The 24,232-nt window shown below is 42.7% G+C and carries 21 protein-coding genes; 4 read left to right on the top strand and 17 right to left on the bottom strand.

All coding sequences use genetic code 11. The annotated features are described in order from the left end of the window. Positions 1 to 180: 180 nt before the first annotated feature. The 12 genes from R8695_RS05470 to R8695_RS05415 form a co-directional block, all read right to left on the bottom strand. The gene (locus R8695_RS05470; RefSeq protein WP_154779752.1) at positions 181 to 1,389 is read right to left on the bottom strand and encodes a carboxynorspermidine decarboxylase; all 1,209 of its coding nucleotides are present in this window, start codon (positions 1,387 to 1,389) and stop codon (positions 181 to 183) included. Then, a complete protein-coding gene (locus R8695_RS05465; protein ID WP_154779751.1) occupies positions 1,389 to 2,648 on the bottom strand; it encodes a saccharopine dehydrogenase family protein in 1,260 nt (419 codons plus the stop codon). Before R8695_RS05465 ends, R8695_RS05470 begins: the two co-directional genes overlap by 1 nt. Positions 2,649 to 2,729: 81 nt before the next feature. Continuing rightward, positions 2,730 to 3,587 (bottom strand): agmatinase, encoded by an 858-nt coding sequence (gene speB / locus R8695_RS05460; RefSeq protein ID WP_154779750.1) that lies wholly within the window; start codon positions 3,585 to 3,587, stop codon positions 2,730 to 2,732. A gap of 3 nt (positions 3,588 to 3,590) precedes the next feature. Continuing rightward, entirely contained in the window at positions 3,591 to 4,445 is an 855-nt protein-coding gene (speE, locus tag R8695_RS05455; RefSeq protein WP_019162638.1) for a polyamine aminopropyltransferase, read from the bottom strand. 5 nt (positions 4,446 to 4,450) lie between these two features. Next, positions 4,451 to 5,920 (bottom strand): aminotransferase class I/II-fold pyridoxal phosphate-dependent enzyme, encoded by a 1,470-nt coding sequence (locus R8695_RS05450; RefSeq protein ID WP_154779749.1) that lies wholly within the window; start codon positions 5,918 to 5,920, stop codon positions 4,451 to 4,453. Between the two features lie 495 nt (positions 5,921 to 6,415). Beyond that, positions 6,416 to 8,461 carry a polyphosphate kinase 1 gene (gene ppk1, locus R8695_RS05445; RefSeq protein ID WP_154779748.1) on the bottom strand — a complete coding sequence of 682 codons (2,046 nt, stop codon included), beginning with the start codon at positions 8,459 to 8,461 and terminating at the stop codon, positions 6,416 to 6,418. A gap of 163 nt (positions 8,462 to 8,624) precedes the next feature. Then, positions 8,625 to 9,482: an EamA family transporter gene (locus tag R8695_RS05440; protein WP_118508699.1), complete on the bottom strand. Its 858-nt coding sequence runs from the start codon at positions 9,480 to 9,482 to the stop codon at positions 8,625 to 8,627. A gap of 40 nt (positions 9,483 to 9,522) precedes the next feature. After that, the gene (locus R8695_RS05435) at positions 9,523 to 10,800 is read right to left on the bottom strand and encodes an L-cysteine desulfidase family protein (protein ID WP_019162641.1); all 1,278 of its coding nucleotides are present in this window, start codon (positions 10,798 to 10,800) and stop codon (positions 9,523 to 9,525) included. Positions 10,801 to 10,874: 74 nt separating this feature from the next. Continuing rightward, positions 10,875 to 12,218, bottom strand: coding sequence for an MATE family efflux transporter (locus R8695_RS05430; RefSeq protein WP_118508658.1), 1,344 nt, complete (start codon positions 12,216 to 12,218; stop codon positions 10,875 to 10,877). Continuing rightward, complete coding sequence (locus tag R8695_RS05425) at positions 12,208 to 12,660, bottom strand: MarR family winged helix-turn-helix transcriptional regulator (RefSeq protein ID WP_008706749.1); 453 nt, start codon at positions 12,658 to 12,660, stop codon at positions 12,208 to 12,210. The genes R8695_RS05430 and R8695_RS05425 overlap by 11 nt, the downstream gene beginning before the upstream one ends. Before the next feature lie 187 nt (positions 12,661 to 12,847). Then, positions 12,848 to 13,705 (bottom strand): substrate-binding domain-containing protein, encoded by an 858-nt coding sequence (locus tag R8695_RS05420; RefSeq protein WP_154779747.1) that lies wholly within the window; start codon positions 13,703 to 13,705, stop codon positions 12,848 to 12,850. Further along, a complete protein-coding gene (locus R8695_RS05415) occupies positions 13,702 to 15,420 on the bottom strand; it encodes a Na/Pi cotransporter family protein (protein ID WP_154779746.1) in 1,719 nt (572 codons plus the stop codon). Before R8695_RS05415 ends, R8695_RS05420 begins: the two co-directional genes overlap by 4 nt. 290 nt (positions 15,421 to 15,710) lie before the next feature. Here R8695_RS05415 and R8695_RS05410 point away from each other — a divergent pair, with 290 nt between their 5' ends. Next, positions 15,711 to 16,643 carry an AEC family transporter gene (locus R8695_RS05410; protein WP_154779745.1) on the top strand — a complete coding sequence of 311 codons (933 nt, stop codon included), beginning with the start codon at positions 15,711 to 15,713 and terminating at the stop codon, positions 16,641 to 16,643. Positions 16,644 to 16,681: 38 nt separating this feature from the next. Then, positions 16,682 to 17,221: an LOG family protein gene (locus tag R8695_RS05405; RefSeq protein ID WP_118508654.1), complete on the top strand. Its 540-nt coding sequence runs from the start codon at positions 16,682 to 16,684 to the stop codon at positions 17,219 to 17,221. A 24-nt stretch (positions 17,222 to 17,245) separates the two neighbouring features. Here R8695_RS05405 and R8695_RS05400 read toward each other — a convergent pair whose 3' ends face one another. Then, complete coding sequence (locus R8695_RS05400; protein WP_243139457.1) at positions 17,246 to 17,500, bottom strand: beta/alpha barrel domain-containing protein; 255 nt, start codon at positions 17,498 to 17,500, stop codon at positions 17,246 to 17,248. Here R8695_RS05400 and R8695_RS17655 point away from each other — a divergent pair. Further along, entirely contained in the window at positions 17,446 to 17,625 is a 180-nt protein-coding gene (locus R8695_RS17655) for an FCD domain-containing protein (RefSeq protein ID WP_334296257.1), read from the top strand. The two genes, R8695_RS05400 and R8695_RS17655, sit on opposite strands and share 55 nt — an antisense overlap. Before the next feature lie 66 nt (positions 17,626 to 17,691). On the opposite strand, the gene R8695_RS05390 is transcribed toward R8695_RS17655, so the two are convergent. Continuing rightward, entirely contained in the window at positions 17,692 to 18,351 is a 660-nt protein-coding gene (locus tag R8695_RS05390) for a trimeric intracellular cation channel family protein (protein ID WP_118508653.1), read from the bottom strand. 73 nt (positions 18,352 to 18,424) lie between these two features. Then, positions 18,425 to 19,444 carry a LacI family DNA-binding transcriptional regulator gene (locus R8695_RS05385; RefSeq protein ID WP_118508652.1) on the bottom strand — a complete coding sequence of 340 codons (1,020 nt, stop codon included), beginning with the start codon at positions 19,442 to 19,444 and terminating at the stop codon, positions 18,425 to 18,427. Positions 19,445 to 19,829: 385 nt separating this feature from the next. Between R8695_RS05385 and R8695_RS05380 the strand changes: the two genes are divergently transcribed. Then, positions 19,830 to 22,265 (top strand): glycoside hydrolase family 94 protein, encoded by a 2,436-nt coding sequence (locus R8695_RS05380; protein ID WP_118508651.1) that lies wholly within the window; start codon positions 19,830 to 19,832, stop codon positions 22,263 to 22,265. A 230-nt stretch (positions 22,266 to 22,495) separates the two neighbouring features. On the opposite strand, the gene R8695_RS05375 is transcribed toward R8695_RS05380, so the two are convergent. Both R8695_RS05375 and R8695_RS05370 read right to left on the bottom strand, forming a co-directional pair. Continuing rightward, the gene (locus R8695_RS05375; protein WP_008707497.1) at positions 22,496 to 23,506 is read right to left on the bottom strand and encodes a GGGtGRT protein; all 1,011 of its coding nucleotides are present in this window, start codon (positions 23,504 to 23,506) and stop codon (positions 22,496 to 22,498) included. A gap of 18 nt (positions 23,507 to 23,524) precedes the next feature. Further along, on the bottom strand, positions 23,525 to 24,217 hold the full coding sequence (locus tag R8695_RS05370) for an iron-sulfur cluster assembly scaffold protein (RefSeq protein ID WP_008707498.1): 693 nt from the start codon (positions 24,215 to 24,217) through the stop codon (positions 23,525 to 23,527). Between the last annotated feature and the right edge of the window lie 15 nt (positions 24,218 to 24,232).

The following is a 24,232-nucleotide window of genomic DNA, read 5'->3' as shown; positions in this document are numbered from 1 at the left end:
TATTTCTGCATTTCGCTTGTTTCATTGTATCATAGATTTCTGAATAACTGTTAGTGTTTTTGACACTTTCTTTTTGAGTAAATCCATTTTTTCTCCCAGGATATAAAAAAAGACCATCTACATTTTTACAGTAAATGATCTTTTCATTGCTAATGTTCAAAAATCTCCAGGATAATATTGTTATCTTCCAAGTCTTCCCTTAAAGTCCGCGTAGCCAAAATCTGTAAGCCGTAACATGGTGTTATCAGCACGTCTGAGCCAGATATCCGGCAGCGGCATTCCATTAAATGTATTATTCTTACAGGTAGTATAAATGGCCATATCTCCAAACATAAGAAGATCTCCATATTGAGGAACCTGTCTAAACTTATAATCTCCGATCACATCTCCTGACAGACAGGTAGGGCCACCAAGCCGAACCGTAATTCCCTCTTCTTCCAGTTCATCTGTACCAAGTAATGGCGGGCGATAAGGCATTTCCAGTACGTCCGGCATATGACAGGCTGCACTGGCATCTACAATTACAATCTGTGTCTCTCCATTTTTCAGAACATCCAGTACACTGGTCAGAAGAAAGCCTGCATTTAATGCCCACGCTTCTCCTGGTTCAAGATAAACTTCCACATTCCAGTCATTCTTTGCCGCCTGAATACATCGTTCCAGTCGTTCAATATCATATCCTGGTTTTGTAATATGATGGCCACCGCCAAAATTGATCCACTTTACCTGAGAAGCCAGGTCACCAAAATGCTTCTTTACAGAAACAAGTGTTGTCTCCAGATCATCAGAATCCTGTTCACAGAGAGTATGAAAATGAAGACCATCCAGCAGATCCAGAAGCTCCGGATTTTTCCCAATTGCTTCGTCCCACTGCTTTCTTGTTGTGCCCATACGGCTTCCCGGTGCACAGGGATCATAAATCTCATGGCCTTCCTGGGTAGAACATTCCGGATTGATCCGAAGTCCCACACTCTTTCCAGCTTCCTTTGCTCTCAGTCCAAACCGAAGGAGCTGAGACGGAGAATTAAACACAATATGATCTGCATATTGAAGCAGTTCTTCAAATTCATCTGCCCGATAACCGGCACAGAATACATGGACTTCTTTTCCAGGCATTTCTTCTGCGCCCAGCCTTGCCTCAAACAGTCCACTGGCCTCAGTACCTGCAATATATGGCTCAAAAAAGCCATAACAGTCATAGTTACTGAATGCCTTCTGCGCCAGAAGCATCTTACATCCTGTTCGTTTTGCCACTTTACCAAGAAGTTCTGCGTTTTTTACAAGAGCTTTTTCATCCAGGATATAGCAGGGAGTTTTTATATTCCTAAATTCCGGCGGAATAATTCCGCCGGTGGCTGTAAATGGTGCTCTTTTATCCAATCCTTCCATCAGTCTACCAGCTTTGGATCGTGGCTTTCACTGCGTGGCAGACCATACTTATCAAGTGCTTCCAGGAACGGATCCGGATCAAATTCTTCCACTGTATATACACCTGGTCTGATCCATTTTCCAGTCAGCATCATAAGTGCACCGCACATTGCCGGAACACCTGTTGTATAACTGATTGCCTGACTTCCAACCTCATGATAGCATTCCTGATGATCACATACATTATAAATATAGTATGTTTTTTCTTTTCCATCCTTTACGCCTGTAAAAATACAGCCAATATTTGTTTTACCTTTTGTACGTGGTCCAAGACTTGCAGGATCCGGAAGCAGTGCTTTCAGAAACTGAATCGGGACAATTTCCTGTCCATTATACTGGATCGGTGTTGTAGAAAGCATTCCCACATCCTCCAGACAACGCATATGATCCAGATAGCTCTGTCCAAAAGTCATAAAGAAACGAATCCGTTTTACACCCGGAATTGTTTTTGCCAGAGACTCGATTTCCTCATGGTGAAGCAGATACATATCCTTATCTCCCACCTGGTCAAACTTATATTCTCTCTTAATGGCCATCGGCGGGATTTCCACCCAGTGTCCGTTTTCCCAGTAGCTTCCCGGTGCACTTACTTCACGGAGGTTGATTTCCGGATTAAAGTTTGTGGCAAATGCATATCCATGGTCTCCGCCATTGCAGTCCAGAATATCAATGGTATCAATCTGGTCAAATTCATGCTTTAATGCATGGGCACAATATGCCTGTGTAACACCCGGATCAAACCCACAGCCAAGTAAAGCTGTAAGACCTGCATCCTCAAATTTTTTGCGATATGCCCACTGCCAGGAATAATCAAAGTAAGCGGAAAATCCCTCTTCTTTACAACGTTTCTCATAAATAGCGCGCCACTGTGGATCATCCGTATCTTCCGGTTCATAGTTTGCGGTATCCATATAGTTTACACCACAGGCCAGACATGCATCCATGATCGTCAGATCCTGATAGGGAAGTGCAATGTTCATTACCAGATCCGGCTTATAATCATTGATCAGTTTGATCAGCTGATCCACATCATCCGCATCAACCTTGGCTGTAGTAAGAACTGTCTTTGTCTTTCCCCTTAATTTTTCTGCAAGGGCATCACATTTTTCCTTTGTACGGCTTGCAATGCACAGTTCTGTAAATACCTCATCTGCCTGACAACATTTCTGGATTGCTACACTGGCTACTCCTCCGCAGCCGATCACAAGTACTCTGCTCATAACTTTTTCTCCTTTTTTCTTATATATAGCCGTTTCTTCAACAGTTTTTTATAATGCTTATATTATCTGTATCCTTCAGATTTATTTTGTAATTGCCAGAAGCAGTTCCCGCAGTACCTTACATGCTGTTGCAGTGGAAACACCACTTGCATCCAGCATAGGTGCCAGTTCATTCACATCTGCACCTACCACATTGGTCTGAGAAACTGTCTGTATTGCTTCCAGAAGTTCCAGGAAGGTCACACCTCCTGCTTCCGGAGTTCCTGTTCCCGGAAATGCTGACGGATCCAGACAGTCCAGATCAATTGTAAAATATACCGGAACCTTTTTTTCTTTCAGTTCTCTGACTGTCTCTTTCAGTCCATCAAAAGTAAATGGATGAAAATCTGTATGCTTCGCAGCAAACTGAAATTCTGCTCTCTCCCCGCTTCTGATGCAGAACTGGTGGATACGGTTATCTCCCAGAAGCTCATGGCATCTTCGCAGCACACAGGCATGACTTAATCTGGCTCCCAGATAATCGTCTCTTAAATCTGCATGTGCATCAAAATGAATGATATGAAGATCCGGATATTTATGAAATACAGCACGTACCGCTGCTAATGTTACCAGATGTTCCCCTCCCAGAAGCACCGGGATTTTTTCTGCTTTCAAAATTTCCTCTGCCCGCTTTTCAATGTCTGAAAGAGCCATTTCACTGCTTCCGAAACAAAGCTCCAGATCACCGCTGTCAAATACTCTGATATCCATAAGGTCTCTGTCCTGGTACGGACTGTAGGTCTCCAGTCCGAAGCTCTCATGACGCATGGCAGATGGGCCAAACCTGGCACCTGGACGAAAGCTTGTTGTGGAATCAAAGGGAGCACCATAAAGAACAACAGATGCTTCCTCAAAACTGCTTTCACAGCCGATAAAGTTTTCTACATTAGACTGAATCATAAGTTATCCCTCCACTTCCTTCAGCATATCTTCCAGGAATGCCGGAAGATAGAATGCTCCTTTATGGAGTCTTGTTGTATAGTAACGTGTGCGAAGGTTTAATGCATTCCATGCTTCCGGGTCCAGATCATCAACAGGATGATATTTTTTACTTGCGAATCCAAATAACCAGTAACCTGCGGCAAATGTAGGGATATGTGCCTGATAAACACGACTGATCTGGAATGTACTGGCAATTTTCTTATGACTGCGCTGCATTGCATGTGCGTCTTCTGTATAGAAGGGGCTTCCCTGCTGATTAACCATAATTCCATCATCTTTTAATGCATTATAACAGTTTCCGTAAAATTCACGGGTAAACAGTCCCTCAGAAGGGCCAAAGGGATCCGAAGAATCCACAATAATAAGATCATATTTTCCCTCACATCGCCTAATAAATTTCAGCGCATTTTCGTAATGAAGATGTACCCTTCTGTCATCCAGTCTGCATGCATTTTCCGGAAGATATGCGCGACAGGCTTCCACAACCAGAGGATCCATTTCTACCAGATCGATATGTCTGACTCTGTCATATCTGGTCAGTTCACGGACAACGCCGCCATCTCCTGCACCGATCACAAGAATATCCCTTGCTTCTTTGTGGACTGCCATAGGCACATGGGTGATCATCTCATCATAAATAAATTCATCTCTCTCTGTGAGCATTACATTTCCATCCAGAGTCAGCACACGTCCAAATTCAGGTGTTTCAAAAATATCAATTCTCTGATAATCACTCTGCTTAGAATAAAGCTGACGGTTTACCCGGATACTGTGCTTCACATCCGGTGTGTGAAATTCTGAAAACCACATTTCCATTGTCTTTACCTCCCTGCCAGAACATTCAGTTTCAAAATATCCGGATCCTCAGGTCCTGTCATATTGCAGCCCTTTGCTTTGGCATATTCAATATAATCCAAGATTTCTGCTGTAATCCTCTCTCCAGGTGCAAGGATGGGGATCCCAGGCGGATAACACATTACAAATTCACTACAGACCTTCCCTTCAGTCTCCCGGAGAGGCAGGCTGCATTTATCTGCATAAAAAGCTTCCTGTGGACTGGTCACCACCTGAGGATCAATATATTCCTGGCTCAAAAGCCCGGAGCCATCTGTCTGAAAACGTCTGCGAATTTCAGCAAGTGCACTTACAAGCCGTTCCACCTCCTGGGCACGGTCACCAATGGAAAGATAGGCCAGAATGTTTCCAATATCACCGAATTCTATCTGGATATCATATTCATCCCGCAAAATATCATAAACCTCGATCCCTGCAAGTCCGATGTCCAGCGTATGTACACTTAATTTCGTAATGTCAAAATCAAAAACTGAATTTCCATTGACCAGTTCTTTTCCAAATGCATAATAACCGCCAATGGCATTAATTTCCTCTCTGGCATATTCTGCCATATCTGCTACCTGATGAAAAATCTGGCGGCCTCTCTGTGCAAGATTTCTTCTTGAAATATCAAGGCTGGACATCAGAAGATAGCTTCCTGATGTTGTCTGCGTCAGATTAATGATCTGGCGAACATATCCTGCGTGTACAGCCGGTCCTGTAAGGAGAAGGCTTGACTGTGTAAGGCTTCCACCGCTCTTGTGCATGGATACAGATGCCATGTCTGCACCTGCTGCCATAGCAGAAACCGGAAGACCACCACCAAAATAAAAATGAGTTCCATGGGCTTCATCTGCCAGACACAGCATTCCTGCATCATGTGCCATCTTAACAATCGCACGTAAATCACTGCATATTCCATAATAGGTTGGATTATTTACCAGTACTGCAACTGCTTTGGGATGCTCTTTTATGGCCTTCTCAACCTGTTCCCTGCGCATTCCAAGAGAGATTCCAAGTCTCTGATCCACTTCCGGATTTACATAAACAGGGATCGCACCGCACAAAACAAGGGCATTTAAAACGCTCCTGTGAACATTACGGGGCAGTATGATCTCATCTCCCCGTTTACAGGCAGTCAATACCATTGTCTGAACAGAACTTGTTGTGCCTCCTACCATCAGAAATGCATGTGCTGCCCCAAAAGCATCTGCTGCCAGCTCTTCCGCTTCCCGTATTACAGATACAGGATGACAGAGATTGTCCAGTGGTTTCATGCTGTTAACATCCACACCTACACATTTTTGTCCCAGGAATTCTGTCAATTCCGGATTACCTCTTCCGCGTTTATGACCCGGCACATCAAATGGCACCACTCTCATTCGTCGGAAAGTCTCCAGAGCTTCATGTATGGGTGCATGATTCTGGTTTAATTTAAAACGACTTCCTTTCATCATTCCTCCATTTCCAGTTTCCTTTGCTTCAACCCCCAATCAGCAATTCCACAGACTGAACAAAACAAAAAAACGCAGGTAGGGCACTCAGCCACAAACCTGCGTTTTGATCTGTATCTATATGTTTTATCAACAAGCATAAAAAAGCCGATAATACTTTCTTTCAGCATCATAAATAAAACTTCTGGATCATGCGTGTCAGAGTCTATATAGCAATTATACTTTTACTACTCTTATTGACCGTTTCACAAGTCTGCGCGTCCGGCGCATCACGGTTATCAAAGGAACCTACTTATAAAATTTGAGCTTCTAACTCAATCAATAAGGTAACCAAAGTTACCATAATCGGCAGTGGACCCGGCTGTCCGTATGGCCTTAACCCTCCCGGGTGGTCCAAAACAATTGCTTTGAAAAGACTCTGTCTGTTACTCTGCATCTTCGTCTTTCAAAATCTGCTTAATCATAACATGTAACCCCAAAACTGTCAATAATAAACGATTACTTTTCTCTCCTGTATGCAGTCTCATAGAAAAATTCCTGGGAATTCAATGGTGCATCTTCACGGGCATCCACCAGATGATAGTTACCCTCTCCATCTTCTACTCTGGCTTTCTGGTTATCGCTTAACATTGTAATATACATTTCTTCCAGTCTCTGTGCAATTTCAGGATCATAAATTGGTGTAGCAACTTCAACTCTCCGCACTGTATTTCTGGTCATAAAATCAGCAGATGCAATATATATTTTCTTCCGCTCTCCGCAGCCGAAAATATAAATTCTGGAATGCTCAAGGAAACGTCCCACAATGCTGATCACGCGGATATTGTCTGTTTTTCCCTTTACCTGAGGGATCAGACAGTTAATACCACGAATTACCATATCGATCTTCACTCCGGATTCTGATGCATAGATCAATTTATCTATGATTTTCTTATCTGTAAGTGAATTCATCTTCAGCCCGATATAAGCTTCTTCTCCTGCTTTTGCATGATGGATTTCCTCATCGATCATTGCAAGAACTTTATTCTGCAGACAATTAGGTGCCACAAGAAGATGCTTTGTCTCCTTCACAGTTTCGCCCTTGTCCAGTGTCTGGAACACATCTGCTGCCTCAAGTCCGATTTCTACTCTTGCAGTTAAATAGGATAAATCCGTATAAAGTCTGCTTGTTTTTTCATTGTAATTGCCTGTTCCGATCTGTGTATAATATTCAATTCCATCCTCTGTTTTCCGTGTGATCAAACATAATTTTGAATGCACTTTATATCCATCCAGACCATAAATCACACGACATCCTGCTTCTTCCAGTCTTCGTGACCATTCAATATTGTTTTCTTCATCAAAACGTGCTTTCAGCTCAATTACAACCAGAACCTCTTTTCCATTTTCAGCAGCCTCGATCAGTGCCTCGATTACCTTGCTCTGGCGGGACAGACGGTACAACGTCATTTTAATCCCGATCACAGATTTGTCATTGGCTGCCTCATGAAGCATACGAAGAAATGGTTTCATACTTTCAAAGGGATAGGACAACAGCTTGTCTTTTTTTCTGATCTGTGGCAGAATTGGCTGTTCCAGATCAAATTCCGGTGAAGGCTGTGGGATTCTTTTTTCAAAAAACAGCTCAGGTCTGGTACGCAGACGATCCTGAAGCTGATATACAAAGGAAAGATCCAGCGGTGCAAAGCTACGAAATACCTGTTTCATATCCAGTTCAAGATAATTGCAGAGCGTCTTTACTATGGTATCATCCATATCTCTTGAAAGCTCCAGACGAAGAGGGGCAAGCTTCTTTCTCTTCTTGATCAATTCTACCATAAACTCACGGTAATCCAAATCTTCATCATAAAGTGCATCCGCATCAATATCTGCATTTCTTGTAATACGCATCAGTGATTTTGATAATATTTTATATCCTGCAAAAACCTTTGGCAGAAAATGAAGGATCAGCTCCTCCGTAAGCATAAAACGGTTTTTCGTCATAAGCTCTACCAGTTCCGGGAACACATTTCTGCTGCACGGAACAATTCCAAGCTTTTCTTTTCCGCTCTTTGTCTGCAGAACACAAACCGCATAAATATCACGGTTTTTAAGGAATGGGAACGGCTGCCGTTTACCTACAATCGTTGGAGAAAGAAGAGGCAGTATCTCTGAATCAAAATACACTTCCAGATATGCGCTTTCTTCTATACTCAGACGCTGGAAATTTACCATTGTAACACCAATTTCCTCTATTTTATCCATCAGCGCCTCATATACTGCATCTTTACGCTTATTTAATTTACGCACAACCTTCAGGATCTGATTAATCTGTTCCTTAGGTGTCATATTGGTTTTATTTTCTCTTATATCTCCGGACAAGATCATCTGATCCAGCAGAGATCCCACTCTTACCATAAAAAATTCATCAAGATTGCTTTGATAAATTGCCTCAAATGATAAACGTTCTGCAAGAGGAACATGTTCATTTTCTGCCTCTTCCAACACTCTTTCATTAAATTTCAGCCAGGACAGTTCCCGATTCATATAGATTTCCTGTTCCATTACTTTGTATCCTCCGTAAATTCAATTCTCCTGTGTATTATACGATCCCTAAATCAAATCTACGGCTCGGATACTGTAAAATCTGTGTAAAATTGTATGGGAAACCACTTGCCTTCAATCATTAGAAAATACAATAGAATTTTGACTTGTTGCAATGCGTTACTTATATCAACAAAGCCAGCGTTCCAACAACAATCAGCAGCAGTCCTGCTCCTGATTTCAATGACAGCTTTTCATGGAATACAATATACGAGAATGCAATAGTCACAAGGATACTCAGTTTATCAATGGGAACTACCACACTGGCCGGTCCTGTCTGAAGTGCTCTGTAATAGCATAACCAGGAACCGCCTGTTGCAAATCCGGAAAGAATAAGGAATAGCCAGCTTTTTCTGTCAATATTCTTAACTGTATCCTGCTTTCCGGTCACAAATACTACGATCCACGCCATCACTAATACAACAGCTGTTCGGATTGCAGTTCCAAGATTTGAATTGACATCCTGAATTCCAATCTTCCCCAAAATAGATGTGAGACTGGCAAAAACAGCGGAACCAACTGCATAAAGCAGCCATTTCTTATCTTCTGCTTTCTCCTGTGTTTCCTTTTTCTGTATCATCATATAAGTACCAATGCCGATAAGAATCATTGAAACAAATTTCAGCCACGTTATTTCTTCCCTGAGAAAAATGAATGCCAGCAGCATCGTTATCACTGTACTCGATTTATCAATTGGCGTTACTTTATTGATATCTCCCATCTGCAGTGCTTTGAAATAGCATAGCCAGGATATACCCGTTGACAGTCCAGACAAAATCAGAAGGATCAGAACTTTTGCTGAAATATCTCTGATTCCGCTTTGCGCCCCGACCACAAATACCATAAGCCATGAAAAGATTAACACTACGCCGGTTCTTAATGCTGTCGCAACATTAGAATCTGTATTTCTGATTCCACATTTTGCCAATATGGCAGTCAAGCCAGCAAACAAAGCAGAACCAAACGCAAATAACAGCCACATATTTCCTCCGCTCATTAATTATTTTACCTGTTCCAGCAAATTATACACTTTCCAACATAATCCGCAGAATTTCTTTATCTGTTTCTTTCATTCCTTCTTTGCCAATCTGTCCTACGCAGCTGATGGTTTCGCCGGCTTCTTCCTTGAGGATTCCGGTGTATGGCGCATAGGACTGACCATTCATAGCAAGGTGATGTGCCAGGAATGCAGCGTCAAGACTGGCGGCGATTTTCGCTGCACAGGATATTTTCGCTCCATCACAGATGATTCCCGGAATATTGGCAAGCGTATTCTCTATGGTCTTCTTGATCACAGAAAGTTCGCCACCGCCCATGTACGTAATCCCAGCACCGGCTGCACAGGATGCAGATACCGCACCACAAAATGCGGAAAGTTTACCGATGTACTGTTTCTGGTATACAGTTAAGAGGTTAGAAAATACCAGTGCACGGTAAAGTACATAGTCCGGAAGTTCCATTTCTCTGGCATATACGATCAGTGGTACAGAACAGGCAATCCCCTGGTTTCCGCTGCCTGAGTTGATGACTACCGGCATATCGCATCCGCCCATTCTGGCTTCGGAAGCTGCGGCTGTGAGGCTGCGCATTTTTGTGAGCATATCATTGGAGTAGGTTTCACGGATGATCCGGCCGATTCCAAGACCGTATTTACCAGTCATTCCTTCATGGGCGATTGCCATATTGCTGCGGATCTGATTTTCTATAATTTCTTTGACATCATCAAGTTCTACAGTATCTGCAAATGTTTTAATATCTTCCAGATTGAGCAGAGTTCTGTCTGCTGCAGCCGGAGTTTCACCGGATTTATGATCTGAATCCAGCAGGACTTCCTGGTTCTTTACAATTTTGGTTACATTTATATGATCGTATTTAATTTCCAGACTTACTGTGTCATCTCCAGCCTGCATTTCTATGATAAAGTGCAGGACTACCGGGGAGTCCAGAAGTTCTACTTTGCATATCTTTTTATCCAGAAGTTCACAACATCTCTTTCTTCCAGATTCATTTACCTTCGAAAGAACTTCCATGTTCAGGGATGGGTCTCCGGCTACTGCACCGAGGACTACACCTGCTTCAATTCCAGTCAATCCGCCGGAGTTTGGAATGATAACGCAACGGACATTTTTTATAATGTTTCCACTGCATTTTGCAGTGATATGTTCCGGTTCTTTTCCCAGAACTTCTCGTGCTCTGGCTGCTCCATATGCCAGTGCGATCGGCTCTGTACATCCCATTGCAGGAATCATTTCTTCTTTCAGAATGCCTATGTAATTCTGATATATTCTCTCATCTAACATTGTGCTGATGTCTCCTGTTCATTTTTAATATTTATTCAAGTATGACATAACACTATCAGAATGTCCAGAAAGAATCAGCCCGGTGTATTTTCTGTGCGGTTCAGGTATATATAAAATCCCACATTCAGGATAATTCCCGTTACTGTTGCCACAGGGGCAGCCAGTCCGATCTTGGTAAGATTTGCATCTGGCTGTATACTCATAAAATATGCCAGTGGCAAACGTACCAGAAGTGTCTGGATCAGTCCCTGGATCATTACCCAGACTGTCTTGTTATTTCCATTGAAATAGCCAATCATACTGAACAGGATTGCTGTCACTATGGTTTCTGGTGCAAAGCCTTTCAGATAGTCAAATGCATTACTGATAACTTCTGCATCTGTGGAGAAAATACCAGCCAGCATATCACCTTTGAACATAACCAGTATAAATACCACACATCCCACAGCAAGCCCTACTCCGATTCCTGTAAACATGGACTGTTTTGCTCGTTTTTTCTTGCCCGCTCCTATGTTCTGGGATACAAAGGATGCCATAGACTGCATCAGCGAACTTGGTACCAGCATGGCGAAGTTAACGATTTTGCAGGCAACCCCGTAGCCGGACGAAGCCTCCAGTCCCAGACGATTTACGAATGCACAGAGCGCAAGGAAGGAAATCTGTGTCAGACATTCCTGCAATGCAAGAGGAAGTCCGATCTGAAAAAATCTTTTGCACTGTACATTCAGCCTGAAGTCTTTTTTTGTGATCGTAAACGGAAGTTTCATTTTAACAAGCAGGATAAGTGCGAATACCACGCTAAGTGCCTGAGCAGCAACTGTTGCAATAGCAGCTCCGGCTGCATCCATATGAAGTCCCGCTACCAGCACCAGATCTCCGATCACATTTACAATACATGCCACCAGCACAAACAGAAGCGGCGATTTACTGTCACCCAGTCCACGAAAAATTGCAGACAGCAGATTGTAAGCTACAATAAAGAAAATACCGCCGCCACAGATACGTACATAACTGGATGTAAGACTGACGGCTGATTCCGGCGCCTGCATCAGCACAGAAATCGGATGTGCAAAAGCTACCATTATAACAAACAGCACAGCCGAAATCATTGTAAACACAATTGCACCGCCGCCGATAACAGCTCCTATCTTTTCCTGTCTTCTTTCTCCCAGATAGCGGGCGATCAGAACTGTAATACCCATTGCAAACTGTACAACCACAAAAGTAACCAGGTTTAAAACCTGGCTGCCTGTAGAAACTGCAGAAAGTCCGGCAGTAGAGCCAAACCTTCCCACAACAAGAAGGTCAACTGCACCATATGCTGCCTGCAGGATCAGTGCCCCGAGAATGGGCATCATAAAAGAAACCAGCTTTTTCAGAATATTTCCCTGTGTGAAATCAGATCTATCATTTGTCATAGTGATTCCTCCTCTCACACATGATCTGGTAAAATTTCTCAATTGTCCGGATCATGCAGTCAGCTTCCTCTTCGGATATCTCACTGAGATAGGGAACCAGTTCCCCAAAATAATACTCATTATATTTCTGTGACAGTTTTCTTCCTTCTTCTGTAATGGATATATAAGTGACACGTCCGTCATCCGGGGAAGAAATTTTCCGGAGATATCCCTTTGTTTCCATTTCCTTTACAGTTCTGGTAACACCGGGACGTGGAAGATTCATTACATCACTGATATCCGATATCTTTACCTGGATTCCCTGTTTTTCCAATGCATGAATGTTATCCAGATACTGAATGTAAGACGGGGTAACTCCCTGTGGCAGCGGCGGAAGCAATTCCCGTATCCGCTTCGCCTGATAGCATGCATCCAGCATTCGCTTGATTTTTTCAGTTGTCATATTGTACGCTCCTATATAATTATCTTTGTTAATTACCATTGATAATTATATGCAGATTCTGAAATTTGTCAATCCCCGACATCATCTGACAGTTTTAGGAAATCATAGCCGCTACTTTATAACAATAACAAAGCAGGGGTACCGCGCTTATCACTTAGCGCAACACCCCTGCTCCACTCAATATATCTCAGTTAAGATCTGCCCACTTCTTACATTCTCCACTGTAAATCTTCGCAATCTGCTTTGCTGTAAGATTATCCACAGGATTTTCTTTATTAACCACTATGGCGATTGCATCTCTTCCGATGGACTTTGTTTCCAGGAGCTCTGCCTCGTAGTCCTTTAATTCCCTGGAAGACATTGCCAGATCACAGCTTCCGCTTATAGATGCGGTAAGACCTCTGGAGGAGTCCGTTGCCTTCACTTCAATCTCAGCATTTGGATTTTCCTTCTCATAATCCTCAGCCAGAGAATTTATCATTGCTTCCATTGAAGTGGAGCCTTCGATCCGGATCGTTCCTTTTGATTTATCAGACAGGAATGTCACCGTATTCTTGACAGGCACGCAATAATCTTTGACAATGTCCTGTCCTTTCGTCATTACATAAGTAATGAAATCACGTTCAACTTCTGTCAGTTCTCCGTCATATGCCAGATAATAATCTCTGCAAAGAGGATAGCTGTCTTTACTTATACTTTCCTCAGAAGGCAAAACACCGTCAACCTGAAGTATTTTTTCTTCTATATCATCTGATACGGAACTATATGCAACGTATCCTATTGCATTTTTGTCTTCCTGCACTTTTGCCAGAACTGCTTCTGTGGAATCTGCAACTGTTCCCCAGTCAGAATCCGGCAATTTCAGAAGTGTTTCAAACTCTGCCCTTGTTCCTGAACCTTCCTCTCGTAATATAGCTGCTGTCTCTCCCATGGATGAAAGATCCGGCAGTGTACTCTTTTCACTGCCGCAGGCTGTCATCCCTACTGTCAGAGTCACCACTGCAAGAATCAGCGGCCATCTCCGGAATCCGTTTTTCTTTTTCATACTGCACCACCTTCTGCGACTGTCTTATTTGCTTCTTCATCCAGACTGATAAATGTCACATTATCGCAGGCCTCTTCTGCGATTCCCACACAGTTGTCTGCCATACGGTCAATATTATAAATAATACCGGAAAAGTATCCTGTCATGGATGCATCACAGAGATTATTTTTCACACGGTTTAAATGGGCTTTATTGAATTTCTTCTCAGCCTTCTGCATCTTCTTTTTATTTTTGAACACAGACTCTGCAGCAGAACTGTCTCCATGCCGGACAGCTTCCATTGCCTTATCCAGAAGCTGGCTGGTAACACCAATACAATTTTCCATCTCAGCAGAAGCTTCCTTTGTCAGGACTTTTCCACTGTCACTGATCTCCATGCATATCTTATCAACATCCACGCATCTTTCCGCAATTCTCTGGATGCAGTTATTGATAAACAATAAGCCTGCCGTATACTCTGACTGCTGCTCTGTGAGATTTCCGCTGGAAAACAGTCTGGTAATATAATCTGAAACACTTTCCTGCAAATGCTGTACGATCTCCAGATTTTCTTTAAAATGGAGATAAGTTTCCGAAGTCTTATCTGCTGTTAAGGATACTTTTAAACCTGTTAACAGAGATTCTGCAAGCTCAGACAGACGGTTCAGCTCTTTAGATACCAGAACCATAGCTGCTGCAGGCTGTTCAACTACTTTCATATCCAGATATTTCGGTTCAAAAGCAGTTTTCTGTACCTTATCGTCCCCGCGGATAATTGTTGTAACAATCTTTACCATCAGCGGGATCAGAGGCAACCAGACCAATGTACAGACAATATTAAAGGTTGTATGTGCATTTGCGATCTGTCTGGATATTACATCCACCTCATTTCCTTTTGGAGAAATAAACTGGACAAATTTTGCGAACCAGGGGATCAGAAAAATAAACACACAGCTTCCGCTGATATTAAAAATACTGTGTGCAATTGCGGTACGTTTTGCATTCTTTGACTGTCCGATAGATGCAAGAAGTGCTGTGATGGTTGTTCCGATATTGTCACCCAGAAGGATAGGAATCGCACCGGTAAGTCCGATCACACTGCTTACTCCGTCAGGTCCTGCCTGTGATGCAAAGTTCTGCAAAACTGCGATTGTAGCAGAACTGCTCTGTACGACTAGGGTCATTACTGCGCCAAGTACAACTCCAAGTACCGGAACGGAGGATACTTTTCCCATCAGATCTACAAACACCGGACTGCCGGCAAGAGGCTTCATTACCTCACCCATAATCTCGATTCCCTCGAATAAAAGGCCAAAGGAAAAAATTACCATACCTATATTTTTTACTTTTTCTTTTTTTCCCACAAAATTCAGCATAAATCCAATAAAAATAATGGGATAGATATAATTGCTTATCTTAAATGCCATTAACTGTGCAGTCATTGTGGTACCTATATTTGCACCAAAAATAACGGAAATTGCCTGGGGAAGACTCATAAGTCCTGCACTGACAAACCCAATTACCATAACTGTAGTTGCAGAACTGCTCTGCAGCACTGCTGTTACAAGTGCACCTGCAAGTGCGCCCATAATCGGATTTCTGGTCAGAAATCCAAGAATCTTTTTCATTTTTTCTCCGGCAGCTTTCTGCAGGGCATCACTCATACTGTTCATTCCAAACAAGAATAACGCCAGACCACCGATCAGGCCAAATACAACTTTTACATTCTCATTCATCTTTACTTCTCTCTCCTGTGTACAGTTTCATAGTTCATGAAAAAACTTACGGTTTCATTATCTCTCATCCTCCGTAGATTCACTTTTCTGATACATTGTAAAACATCAAAATCAAATCTGTGGTTTGCTTCCTGTAAAATGTGTGTAAAATATCGTCAGCAGCTGTTTCTGTTCGCACATTACTATTGAACCGTAACCTGGAAAGTTCTATAATGAGTTCCGACATCAGAAATCGGGGAAATACAATATTCCCGATGACGGACATTTTTAAGAATACGAGGTGGATATTTATGAATATCAGCATACTGCTCATGGAACAGATCATTCAATTGTTTCTTATGATCTTCATGGGATATTTGATTGTGAAAGTTGGGCTTGTAAAAGATGAAGACAGCAAGGTTTTATCCAAAATCATTCTCTATCTGATCATTCCCTGTGTAATCATCAATGCTTTTCAGGTAGATTACACGATGGATACTGTAAAGGGATTGCTGCTTGCCCTGGCTGCATCTGTCATGACCCAGGTTCTTCTCCTGATCATTATCTCCATAGCCGGAAAGCTTTTGCATCTGAATGAAGTGGAAATTGCTTCTGTTTATTATTCTAATTCAGGAAATTTGATCGTACCCATTGTGACCTTTATTCTTGGACAGGACTGGGTTTTATATGGATGTGTTTTTATGAGTGTGCAGCTTATCTTTCTGTGGACACACTGCAAAAAGATTATCAGCCGGGAATCTTCCTACGACTGGAAAAAGATTGTGTTAAATATTAACATGATTTCTATTTTTATCGGTGTTGTACTTTTTTTCGCAAAATTCCATTTGCCGGAGATCATCAATAATACTCTTGGCTCAGTGAGCAGCATGATAGGACCGGCCAGTATGATCGTAACCGGTATGCTGTTTGCAGGAATGAATCTGAAACAGATTTTTGCTGACAAAAGAGTATATTTTGTATCATTTCTTCGTCTGATTGCAGTGCCTTTGCTTGCACTTGTAATGATTAAGATCAGCCATCTGGCTATGTTCTCTGCAGACGGAAATAAAATCATGCTTATTGTCTTTCTGGCGATCATCACACCGTCTGCTTCCACAATAACCCAGATGTGCCAGGTATACGGAAATGATTCACACTATGCCAGTGCCATCAATGTCATGACTACACTGTTCTCAATTATTACAATGCCGCTGATGGTAATGTTATTTGAGGCAGTTATATAAAACCATTACCTGTACATAAAAAAAGAAAGGAAATTACAATGAATATTACCGTTTATCTTGGAGCTTTGGAGGGGAATGATCCGGCACTTGGAGATACTGTCCGGGAACTTGGTACATGGATTGGAGAAAGTGGAAATTCTCTGATATATGGCGGATCGAAGTCCGGTCTTATGGGACAGATAGCAGAAAGTGTGCTGAATGCCGGAGGAAAAGTAACAGGCGTGGAACCACAGTTTTTTATAGATTCTGAACTGCAGTATGATGAGATCACAGAACTGATCGTCACAAAAGATATGGCTGAAAGAAAAGCAAAAATGATTGAACTTGGTGATGCATTTATTGCATTTCCGGGAGGCACCGGTACTCTGGAGGAAATCACAGAAGTTATGTCCATGGTTTCCTTAAAACACCTTAATGCCCCCTGTATTCTGTATAATCTGAATGGATATTATGACAGCCTGAAGCAGCTTCTTGACCATATGATCAAAATGGGGCTGTCCTCAGAAAATCGTCAGCAGGGAATTTATTTTGCTGATGATCTGGAAAATATTAAAGCACTTCTGTCAGAGTGTGTTTGAAATGAATATGTGTAACGGCACCGATTATTTTCGGATAGATTCAACCAGATTTCTGGCTTCTGCTGTCAGCTCTTTAATTTTGTCAAATGCACCTGCTTTTACAGCTGCATCCACCTGTTCTGTGGTAAGTACAGTTCCGGCTCCAACCAGCATTTCTGGAAATTTTTCAGTCATCAGACGGATAGACTCTTCTGCTGCCGCTGTACGGAAAGTTACTTCTGCACATGGAAGTCCTCCTTCTACAAGCGCCTGGGCAAGCGGCACTGCATAAGGAGACAATCGAAACTCATCGTGAGATTGCAGATGTCATCGCAGCCCACGATCCTCTCCGCGCACAGGATGCCATGTATCTTCATCTGGTCTACAACAGAAAAAGGATTCAGCTTATCGAAAATAAAAACTGAAAAAGTTCTGGCAAAATATACAGAAAAAGAGAATTCCGGAGAAATATGACTCCGGAATTCTCTTTTTTATTTTCGTTCATGTGGTGACAGCCTCGGCAGATTCCAGTGGTAATGTGCTGCCAGATAACGGATCAGCACTACCACGATTGAAGATACGATCATAGCTTCCACATTTCCAACAAACCGATTCATATATACGCACACAACCGCCCCGATGATGGATGCACAGGCATAGATATGCTTTACAAATATATACGGCGGCACACTGGCCATCATATCTCTCAGGAGACCACCTCCTACTCCTGTGATCGTTCCCAGAAATACAAGCAAAAATGCATTGTCCATATATCCCTGGCGAATTCCTGTATTGACTCCTACTACAGTAAAAATCCCAAGTCCCACTGAGTCCATTACCAGCATGAACTTATCATAAGCCTCTCTTCTGTGCCCTTCCAGAAATTCTCTTTTAAAATAAAAGACAAAAAATACAACGCAGGAAGTAAGCACTGATACCAGTGCATACACGGGATTTCTGAATACAGCCGGTGGAATAACTCCCAGTACAATGTCTCTGATCATTCCTCCTCCTACTGCCGTTGCTACTCCCAGAACACTGATGCCAAAAATATCCATATTGCGCTCCACTCCCACCATTGCTCCGGAAGCTGCAAACGCCACGGTTCCTGCCATCTCCATAATAAATGTCGCTATTGACTGATAATCCATATTTAGTTTTTAACTCCTGCTCTTATTTTTCTTGTATTCCCCTTTTGACTCTGATGTCAGTATAGCGCAGCATCTACCTATCTGGCAATAACTGTTTTACAGATGCACCTTTAAATAACGTACCATCCACAGTAAATTTGTCGATCATAGTCGTCTTCGGATTCTCGATCAGATCAATCAGCTTCTCAGCCGCAATCCTGCCGATTGCAACTGTATCCTGACAGAGCGTTGTCAGCTTTGGTTCCAGGATTTTCGCAATGGTAATTCCATCATATCCAGCAATAGAAATATCCTCCGGAATCCGAAGCCCTCTCTCCCTGATCTCATTGATTCCTCCAATAGCCGCATAATCATCCGGATAAAGGATACAGGTCGGCGGATTCGGCAGATCCAGCAACTCTCTGGTTGCTTTCGCAGCGCTGTCCGCATCTCTGTACGGACTTTCCTTAATATAATCATCAGGAGTTTCCACTCCCATCCTCTGCAGCGTCCGGTAAAAGCTGGTAAGACGTATCCTGGTTACAGATGTATTATCCCCGTGGATATACGCAATACGCCTGTGTCCCTGATTATAAATATAAGTAACCAGATCTTCCATTCCCTGACCGTTATTGGAAACAACCGCAATGTTTCCATCAAACACATGATCAATGGTTACCACCGGAATCTCCGAACGGATCAATTCCTGCACTTCATCGGCATAGAAATCCACACAGGCGATCACAACCCCGTCCACTCCTCTGTAACGGCAATGCTCATAATAACTGAGTTTCTGTCCGGAAATCTTTCCGCTTGTAAATGTAATATCGTATCCTCTTTCCTCTGCGGTCCTCTTAAAGGTCTCCAGCACATGATTAAAATAATCATGTGTAAGCCCGCTGGCAGCTTCATCAACAAACATTACTCCGATATTATAGCTTCTTTTAGTCTTCAGCGTTCTTGCCGAAGAATTAGGCAAGTATCCCATTTCTGAAGCTGTTTTCAGAATCATTTTCCGCGTTTCCTCACTGATATCGGAATAACCGTTCAATGCTTTGCTGACACTGGCCACAGAGACATTACACTTTTTCGCAATTTCTTTCATCGAAACCATAGGTATGCCTCAATCTTTCCTTAAGTTTTCGTAAACGTTTTCGTATTTTTATTATATAACTACTCGCACAATTTTTCAAGCTTTCATCCTCGTTTTTTGTGCATCTTTGCTACTTTTTGTATGATTGCACAATTTTTATCCTTCATATTTTCCTTTTATCACAAATCCTTTTCATCATTTTAACGAAATTTCACTCTTATTTTTTGGCATTTATTTTTCTGCAAAGCAGTTGATTTTATCAATATCTTCCGTTATACTAAAGAAAAATAGCAGTAATGCCACGATAACCGTACGTTTTATTCTAAACTTATTCGTTTTCGTGCCTTTATTTTCTGTATATTCAGAATAATTGCTACAAATTATTTATAAAACAGGAGGACTTCTTATGAAATTCGGTTATTTCGATGACAGCGCCAAAGAATACGTCATCACTACACCAGACACTCCACTCCCATGGATCAACTATCTGGGTTCTCAGGATTTCTTCTCACTGATTTCCAATACCTGTGGCGGATACAGTTTCTACAAAGATGCCAAACTTCTTCGTATCACTCGTTACCGCTACAATAATATCCCGGTAGATTCAAACGGAAAATATTACTATATCCATGACGGCGAGGAAATCTGGAATCCAGGTTCCATGCCTTCCAAAACGCCTCTGGATTCTTATGAATGCCATCACGGAATCGGCTACAGCCGTTTTCTTTCTTCCAAAAACGGATTAAAAGCTGATCTTCTTGCTTTTGTTCCTGTTAACTCAACCTGCGAGATCAACAAACTGACTCTCACAAATACAACTGATGCTCCGAAAACCTTTTCTCTTTTCTCTTATGTAGAGTTCTGTCTCTGGAATGCAGTTGATGACAGCACAAACTTCCAGAGAAATTTAAGCATCGGAGAAGTCGAACTCGAAGGCAGCACTATTTACCACAAAACCGAATATCGCGAACGCCGCAGACATTACAGTTTCTTCAGCGTAAACAGCCCTGTTGATGGTTTTGATACAAGCAGAGATGTTTTCCTTGGCATGAATAACGGAAATGCTTTCCCTGCTGCCGTAAAAGAAAATAAAGCAAGAAATTCTATAGCAAGCGGCTGGTATCCAATCGCAAGCCACCAGATTAATATAACACTTTCTGCCGGAGAATCCAGGGACTTTATTTTCGTTCTTGGTTACAGTGAGAACCCACAGGATCAGAAGTTTGTTGCTCCGAACGTAATTCGCAAAGACGGCGCACATAAAATCCTCAAACAGTTCCAGACAACCGAGCAGGTTGATGCGGCATTCGCAGAACTGAATGCTTACTGGAATAAACTGCTCTCCCGCTACCATGTAGAAAGTAATGACGAACACGTAAACCGTATGGCCAACATCTGGAATCAGTATCAGTGCATGGTCACTTTCAACATGTCACGTTCTGCTTCTTACTACGAATCCGGCACAGGCCGTGGAATGGGATTCCGTGATTCCTGTCAGGATCTTCTTGGTTTCGTACACCTGATCCCGGAACGCGCAAGAGAACGTATCCTGGACATCGCAGCTACTCAGTTCGAAGATGGAAGCGCTTATCATCAGTATCAGCCGCTTACCAAGAAGGGTAATCTGGACATCGGAAGCGGATTTAACGATGACCCGTTATGGCTGATCGCAGCCGTTTCCGCTTACCTGAAAGAGACAGGTGACTTCTCCATCTTAAATGAGATGGTTGACTTTGATAACCAGAAAGAAAAAGCTGCACCTCTGTATGAGCATCTGCGTCGTTCTTTCGAATATACAGCCACTCATCTCGGACCGCACAAACTTCCGCTGATCGGACGTGCAGACTGGAACGACTGCCTGAACCTTAACTGCTTCTCCACAGAACCAGGAGAATCCTTCCAGACTACAGGACCTTCCGAAGGACCTGTTGCAGAGTCTGTATTTATTGCAGGCATGTTTGTAAAATATGGCAGAGAATTCGCAGAGATCAGCCGTCATATGGGTGACACCACAGCTGCAGACAGAGCCGAAAAAGAAGTCAACGCCATGTATCAGGCAGTTCTGGATGCCGGCTGGGACGGAGAATGGTTTGTACGTGCATATGATGCAGAATCAAAGAAAGTTGGTTCCAGAGAATGCAAGGAAGGTCAGATTTTTATCGAGCCACAGGGCTTCTGTGTAATGGCAGGAATCGGTGTGAAAGAAGGTCTTGCCCAAAGAGCTCTTGATTCTGTTAAAGAACGCCTGGACACCAAATATGGCATCATGATCCTTCAACCAGCCTATACCCAGTATTATCTGAACCTTGGAGAAATCTCCTCCTATCCACCGGGATATAAAGAGAACGCAGGTATCTTCTGTCACAATAATCCATGGGTTTCTATCGCAGAGACAGTGATCGGACGTGGCAACAGAGCTTTTGAGATTTACAAGAAGACCTGCCCGTCCTACATCGAAGATATCAGCGAAATCCACTGTACGGAGCCATATGTATATTCACAGATGGTAGCAGGCGCTGACGCAGTTTTCCATGGTCAGGCAAAAAACAGCTGGCTGACCGGTACTGCAGCATGGACTTTCTGGAATCTGTCTCAGGCTATCCTGGGTGTACAGCCATCCTACGATGGACTTTGCATCAATCCATGTATCCCGGAAGGATTTGGTGATTTCACACTTACCAGAACATTCCGCGATGCCGTTTACCACATCGAAGTAAAGAACCCGGATAACGTTCAAAAGGGTGTTAAGAAAGTGGTTGTAGACGGCAAAGAATATGAAGGCTGCCTGATTCCATTTGAAGAAGGAAAGAAAGAATATCATGTGACTGTTTACATGGGATAATGATTTCATTCTTTTTACTCACAACAGACACATCACAAACATAAAAGTCGATTTTCAGTTATCATCCACAGGAGTTTACTTCTCCTGTGATGATCTGAAAATCGACTTTTTTATTTCCAAATACAAAAAAACAGACACACCACCAGCTTTTTCAGCTGATAATGTGTCTGCTATTAAACCTGTCTGGACACAAATCTTACTTTATTAAGATCAAAATCTATATTCTGATATTAGAATTTACCAGCTTTAGCAGCTTCCTCGATGGAAACAGCTACTGCAACTGTCATACCAACCATCGGGTTGTTACCAGCGCCGATGAGACCCATCATCTCTACGTGAGCTGGTACAGAAGAAGAACCGGCGAACTGTGCATCAGAGTGCATACGTCCTAATGTATCTGTCATACCGTAGGAAGCTGGACCTGCTGCCATGTTGTCCGGGTGAAGTGTACGTCCTGTACCACCACCGGAAGCAACTGAGAAGTATTTCTTACCTGCTTCAAGACGTTCTTTCTTGTATGTACCTGCAACCGGATGCTGGAAACGTGTCGGGTTTGTGGAGTTACCTGTGATAGAAACGTCAACGTCTTCTTTCCACATGATAGCAACACCTTCCGGAACGCTGTTAGCGCCGTAGCAGTTAACTTTTGCACGAAGTCCTTCGGAGTATGCTTTTCTGAATACTTCTTTAACTTCGTTCTTATATGGATCGTATTCTGTCTCTACATATGTAAAGCCGTTGATACGGGAGATGATCTGAGCAGCATCTTTTCCAAGACCGTTCAGGATAACACGTAATGGTTTCTGACGAACTTTGTTAGCTTTCTCAGCGATACCGATAGCACCTTCAGCTGCTGCGAAGGACTCATGTCCAGCCAGGAAGCAGAAGCACTCTGTTTCTTCTTCAAGAAGCATTTTGCCAAGGTTACCATGTCCAAGACCTACTTTGCGTGTATCAGCAACGGATCCAGGAATACAGAATGCCTGAAGTCCTTCACCGATAGCTGCTGCTGCATCTGCTGCTTTCTTGCATCCTTTTTTGATTGCGATTGCAGCTCCTACTGTGTATGCCCAGCAAGCGTTCTCGAAACAGATTGGCTGAATGCCTTTGATCTGATCGTATACATTAAGACCTGCGTCTTTTGTGATTTTCTCAGCTTCTTCGATAGAAGCAATGCCATAGCTGTTTAAAACAGAATTGATCTTGTCAATTCGTCTCTCATATGATTCAAATAAAGCCATTTCCTGTTACCTCCTAAATTATTCTTTTCTTGGGTCGATAATTTTAACAGCGTCTGCAACACGGCCATACTGACCTTTTGCTTTTTCCCATGCAGTATTCGGGTCATCGCCTTTTTTGATGAAATCAGTCATTTTTCCAAGGCTTACGAACTGATATCCGATGATCTCATCATCTGCATCAAGAGCAATACCTGTTACATAACCTTCTGCCATTTCAAGGTAACGAGGTCCTTTTTTCAGAGTTCCATACATTGTACCAACCTGAGAACGAAGTCCTTTACCAAGGTCTTCAAGTCCAGCACCTACTGGAAGTCCTTCTTCTGAGAATGCAGACTGTGTACGTCCATAAACGATCTGAAGGAAGAGTTCTCTCATAGCTGTATTAATCGCATCACAAACTAAGTCAGTGTTCAGTGCCTCCATAACTGTAAGTCCCGGAAGAATCTCGGAAGCCATAGCTGCAGAATGAGTCATACCTGAACATCCGATTGTCTCAACCAGCGCTTCCTGGATGATACCTTCTTTAACATTTAATGTAAGCTTGCAGGCACCCTGCTGTGGTGCACACCAGCCAACACCGTGTGTAAGACCGGAAATGTCTTTGACTTCTTTTGCCTGTACCCATTTAGCTTCTTCTGGGATTGGAGCGGCGCCATGATGAACGCCCTGTGCAACTGGGCACATTTCTTCTACTTCGCGTGAATAAATCATTGTAAAACTCCTTTC

The organism is Blautia luti (assembly GCF_033096465.1).
Taxonomy (GTDB): Bacteria; Bacillota; Clostridia; order Lachnospirales; family Lachnospiraceae; genus Blautia_A; species Blautia_A luti.
This window is presented reverse-complemented; position numbering and strand designations above follow the sequence as displayed.

Bases quoted from the DNA above. Each gene is read 5' to 3' on its own strand.
- R8695_RS05470 (WP_154779752.1), bottom strand. From the start codon at position 1,389: ATGGAAGGATTGGATAAAAGAGCACCATTTACAGCCACCGGCGGAATT.
- R8695_RS05465 (WP_154779751.1), bottom strand. From the start codon at position 2,648: ATGAGCAGAGTACTTGTGATCGGCTGCGGAGGAGTAGCCAGTGTAGCA.
- speB (WP_154779750.1), bottom strand. From the start codon at position 3,587: ATGATTCAGTCTAATGTAGAAAACTTTATCGGCTGTGAAAGCAGTTTT.
- speE (WP_019162638.1), bottom strand. From the start codon at position 4,445: ATGGAAATGTGGTTTTCAGAATTTCACACACCGGATGTGAAGCACAGT.
- R8695_RS05450 (WP_154779749.1), bottom strand. From the start codon at position 5,920: ATGATGAAAGGAAGTCGTTTTAAATTAAACCAGAATCATGCACCCATA.
- ppk1 (WP_154779748.1), bottom strand. From the start codon at position 8,461: ATGGAACAGGAAATCTATATGAATCGGGAACTGTCCTGGCTGAAATTT.
- R8695_RS05440 (WP_118508699.1), bottom strand. From the start codon at position 9,482: ATGTGGCTGTTATTTGCGTTTGGTTCTGCTTTGTTTGCTGGCTTGACT.
- R8695_RS05435 (WP_019162641.1), bottom strand. From the start codon at position 10,800: ATGTTAGATGAGAGAATATATCAGAATTACATAGGCATTCTGAAAGAA.
- R8695_RS05430 (WP_118508658.1), bottom strand. From the start codon at position 12,218: ATGACAAATGATAGATCTGATTTCACACAGGGAAATATTCTGAAAAAG.
- R8695_RS05425 (WP_008706749.1), bottom strand. From the start codon at position 12,660: ATGACAACTGAAAAAATCAAGCGAATGCTGGATGCATGCTATCAGGCG.
- R8695_RS05420 (WP_154779747.1), bottom strand. From the start codon at position 13,705: ATGAAAAAGAAAAACGGATTCCGGAGATGGCCGCTGATTCTTGCAGTG.
- R8695_RS05415 (WP_154779746.1), bottom strand. From the start codon at position 15,420: ATGAATGAGAATGTAAAAGTTGTATTTGGCCTGATCGGTGGTCTGGCG.
- R8695_RS05410 (WP_154779745.1), top strand. From the start codon at position 15,711: ATGAATATCAGCATACTGCTCATGGAACAGATCATTCAATTGTTTCTT.
- R8695_RS05405 (WP_118508654.1), top strand. From the start codon at position 16,682: ATGAATATTACCGTTTATCTTGGAGCTTTGGAGGGGAATGATCCGGCA.
- R8695_RS17655 (WP_334296257.1), top strand. From the start codon at position 17,446: ATGGAAGTCCTCCTTCTACAAGCGCCTGGGCAAGCGGCACTGCATAAG.
- R8695_RS05390 (WP_118508653.1), bottom strand. From the start codon at position 18,351: ATGGATTATCAGTCAATAGCGACATTTATTATGGAGATGGCAGGAACC.
- R8695_RS05385 (WP_118508652.1), bottom strand. From the start codon at position 19,444: ATGGTTTCGATGAAAGAAATTGCGAAAAAGTGTAATGTCTCTGTGGCC.
- R8695_RS05380 (WP_118508651.1), top strand. From the start codon at position 19,830: ATGAAATTCGGTTATTTCGATGACAGCGCCAAAGAATACGTCATCACT.
- R8695_RS05375 (WP_008707497.1), bottom strand. From the start codon at position 23,506: ATGGCTTTATTTGAATCATATGAGAGACGAATTGACAAGATCAATTCT.
- R8695_RS05370 (WP_008707498.1), bottom strand. From the start codon at position 24,217: ATGATTTATTCACGCGAAGTAGAAGAAATGTGCCCAGTTGCACAGGGC.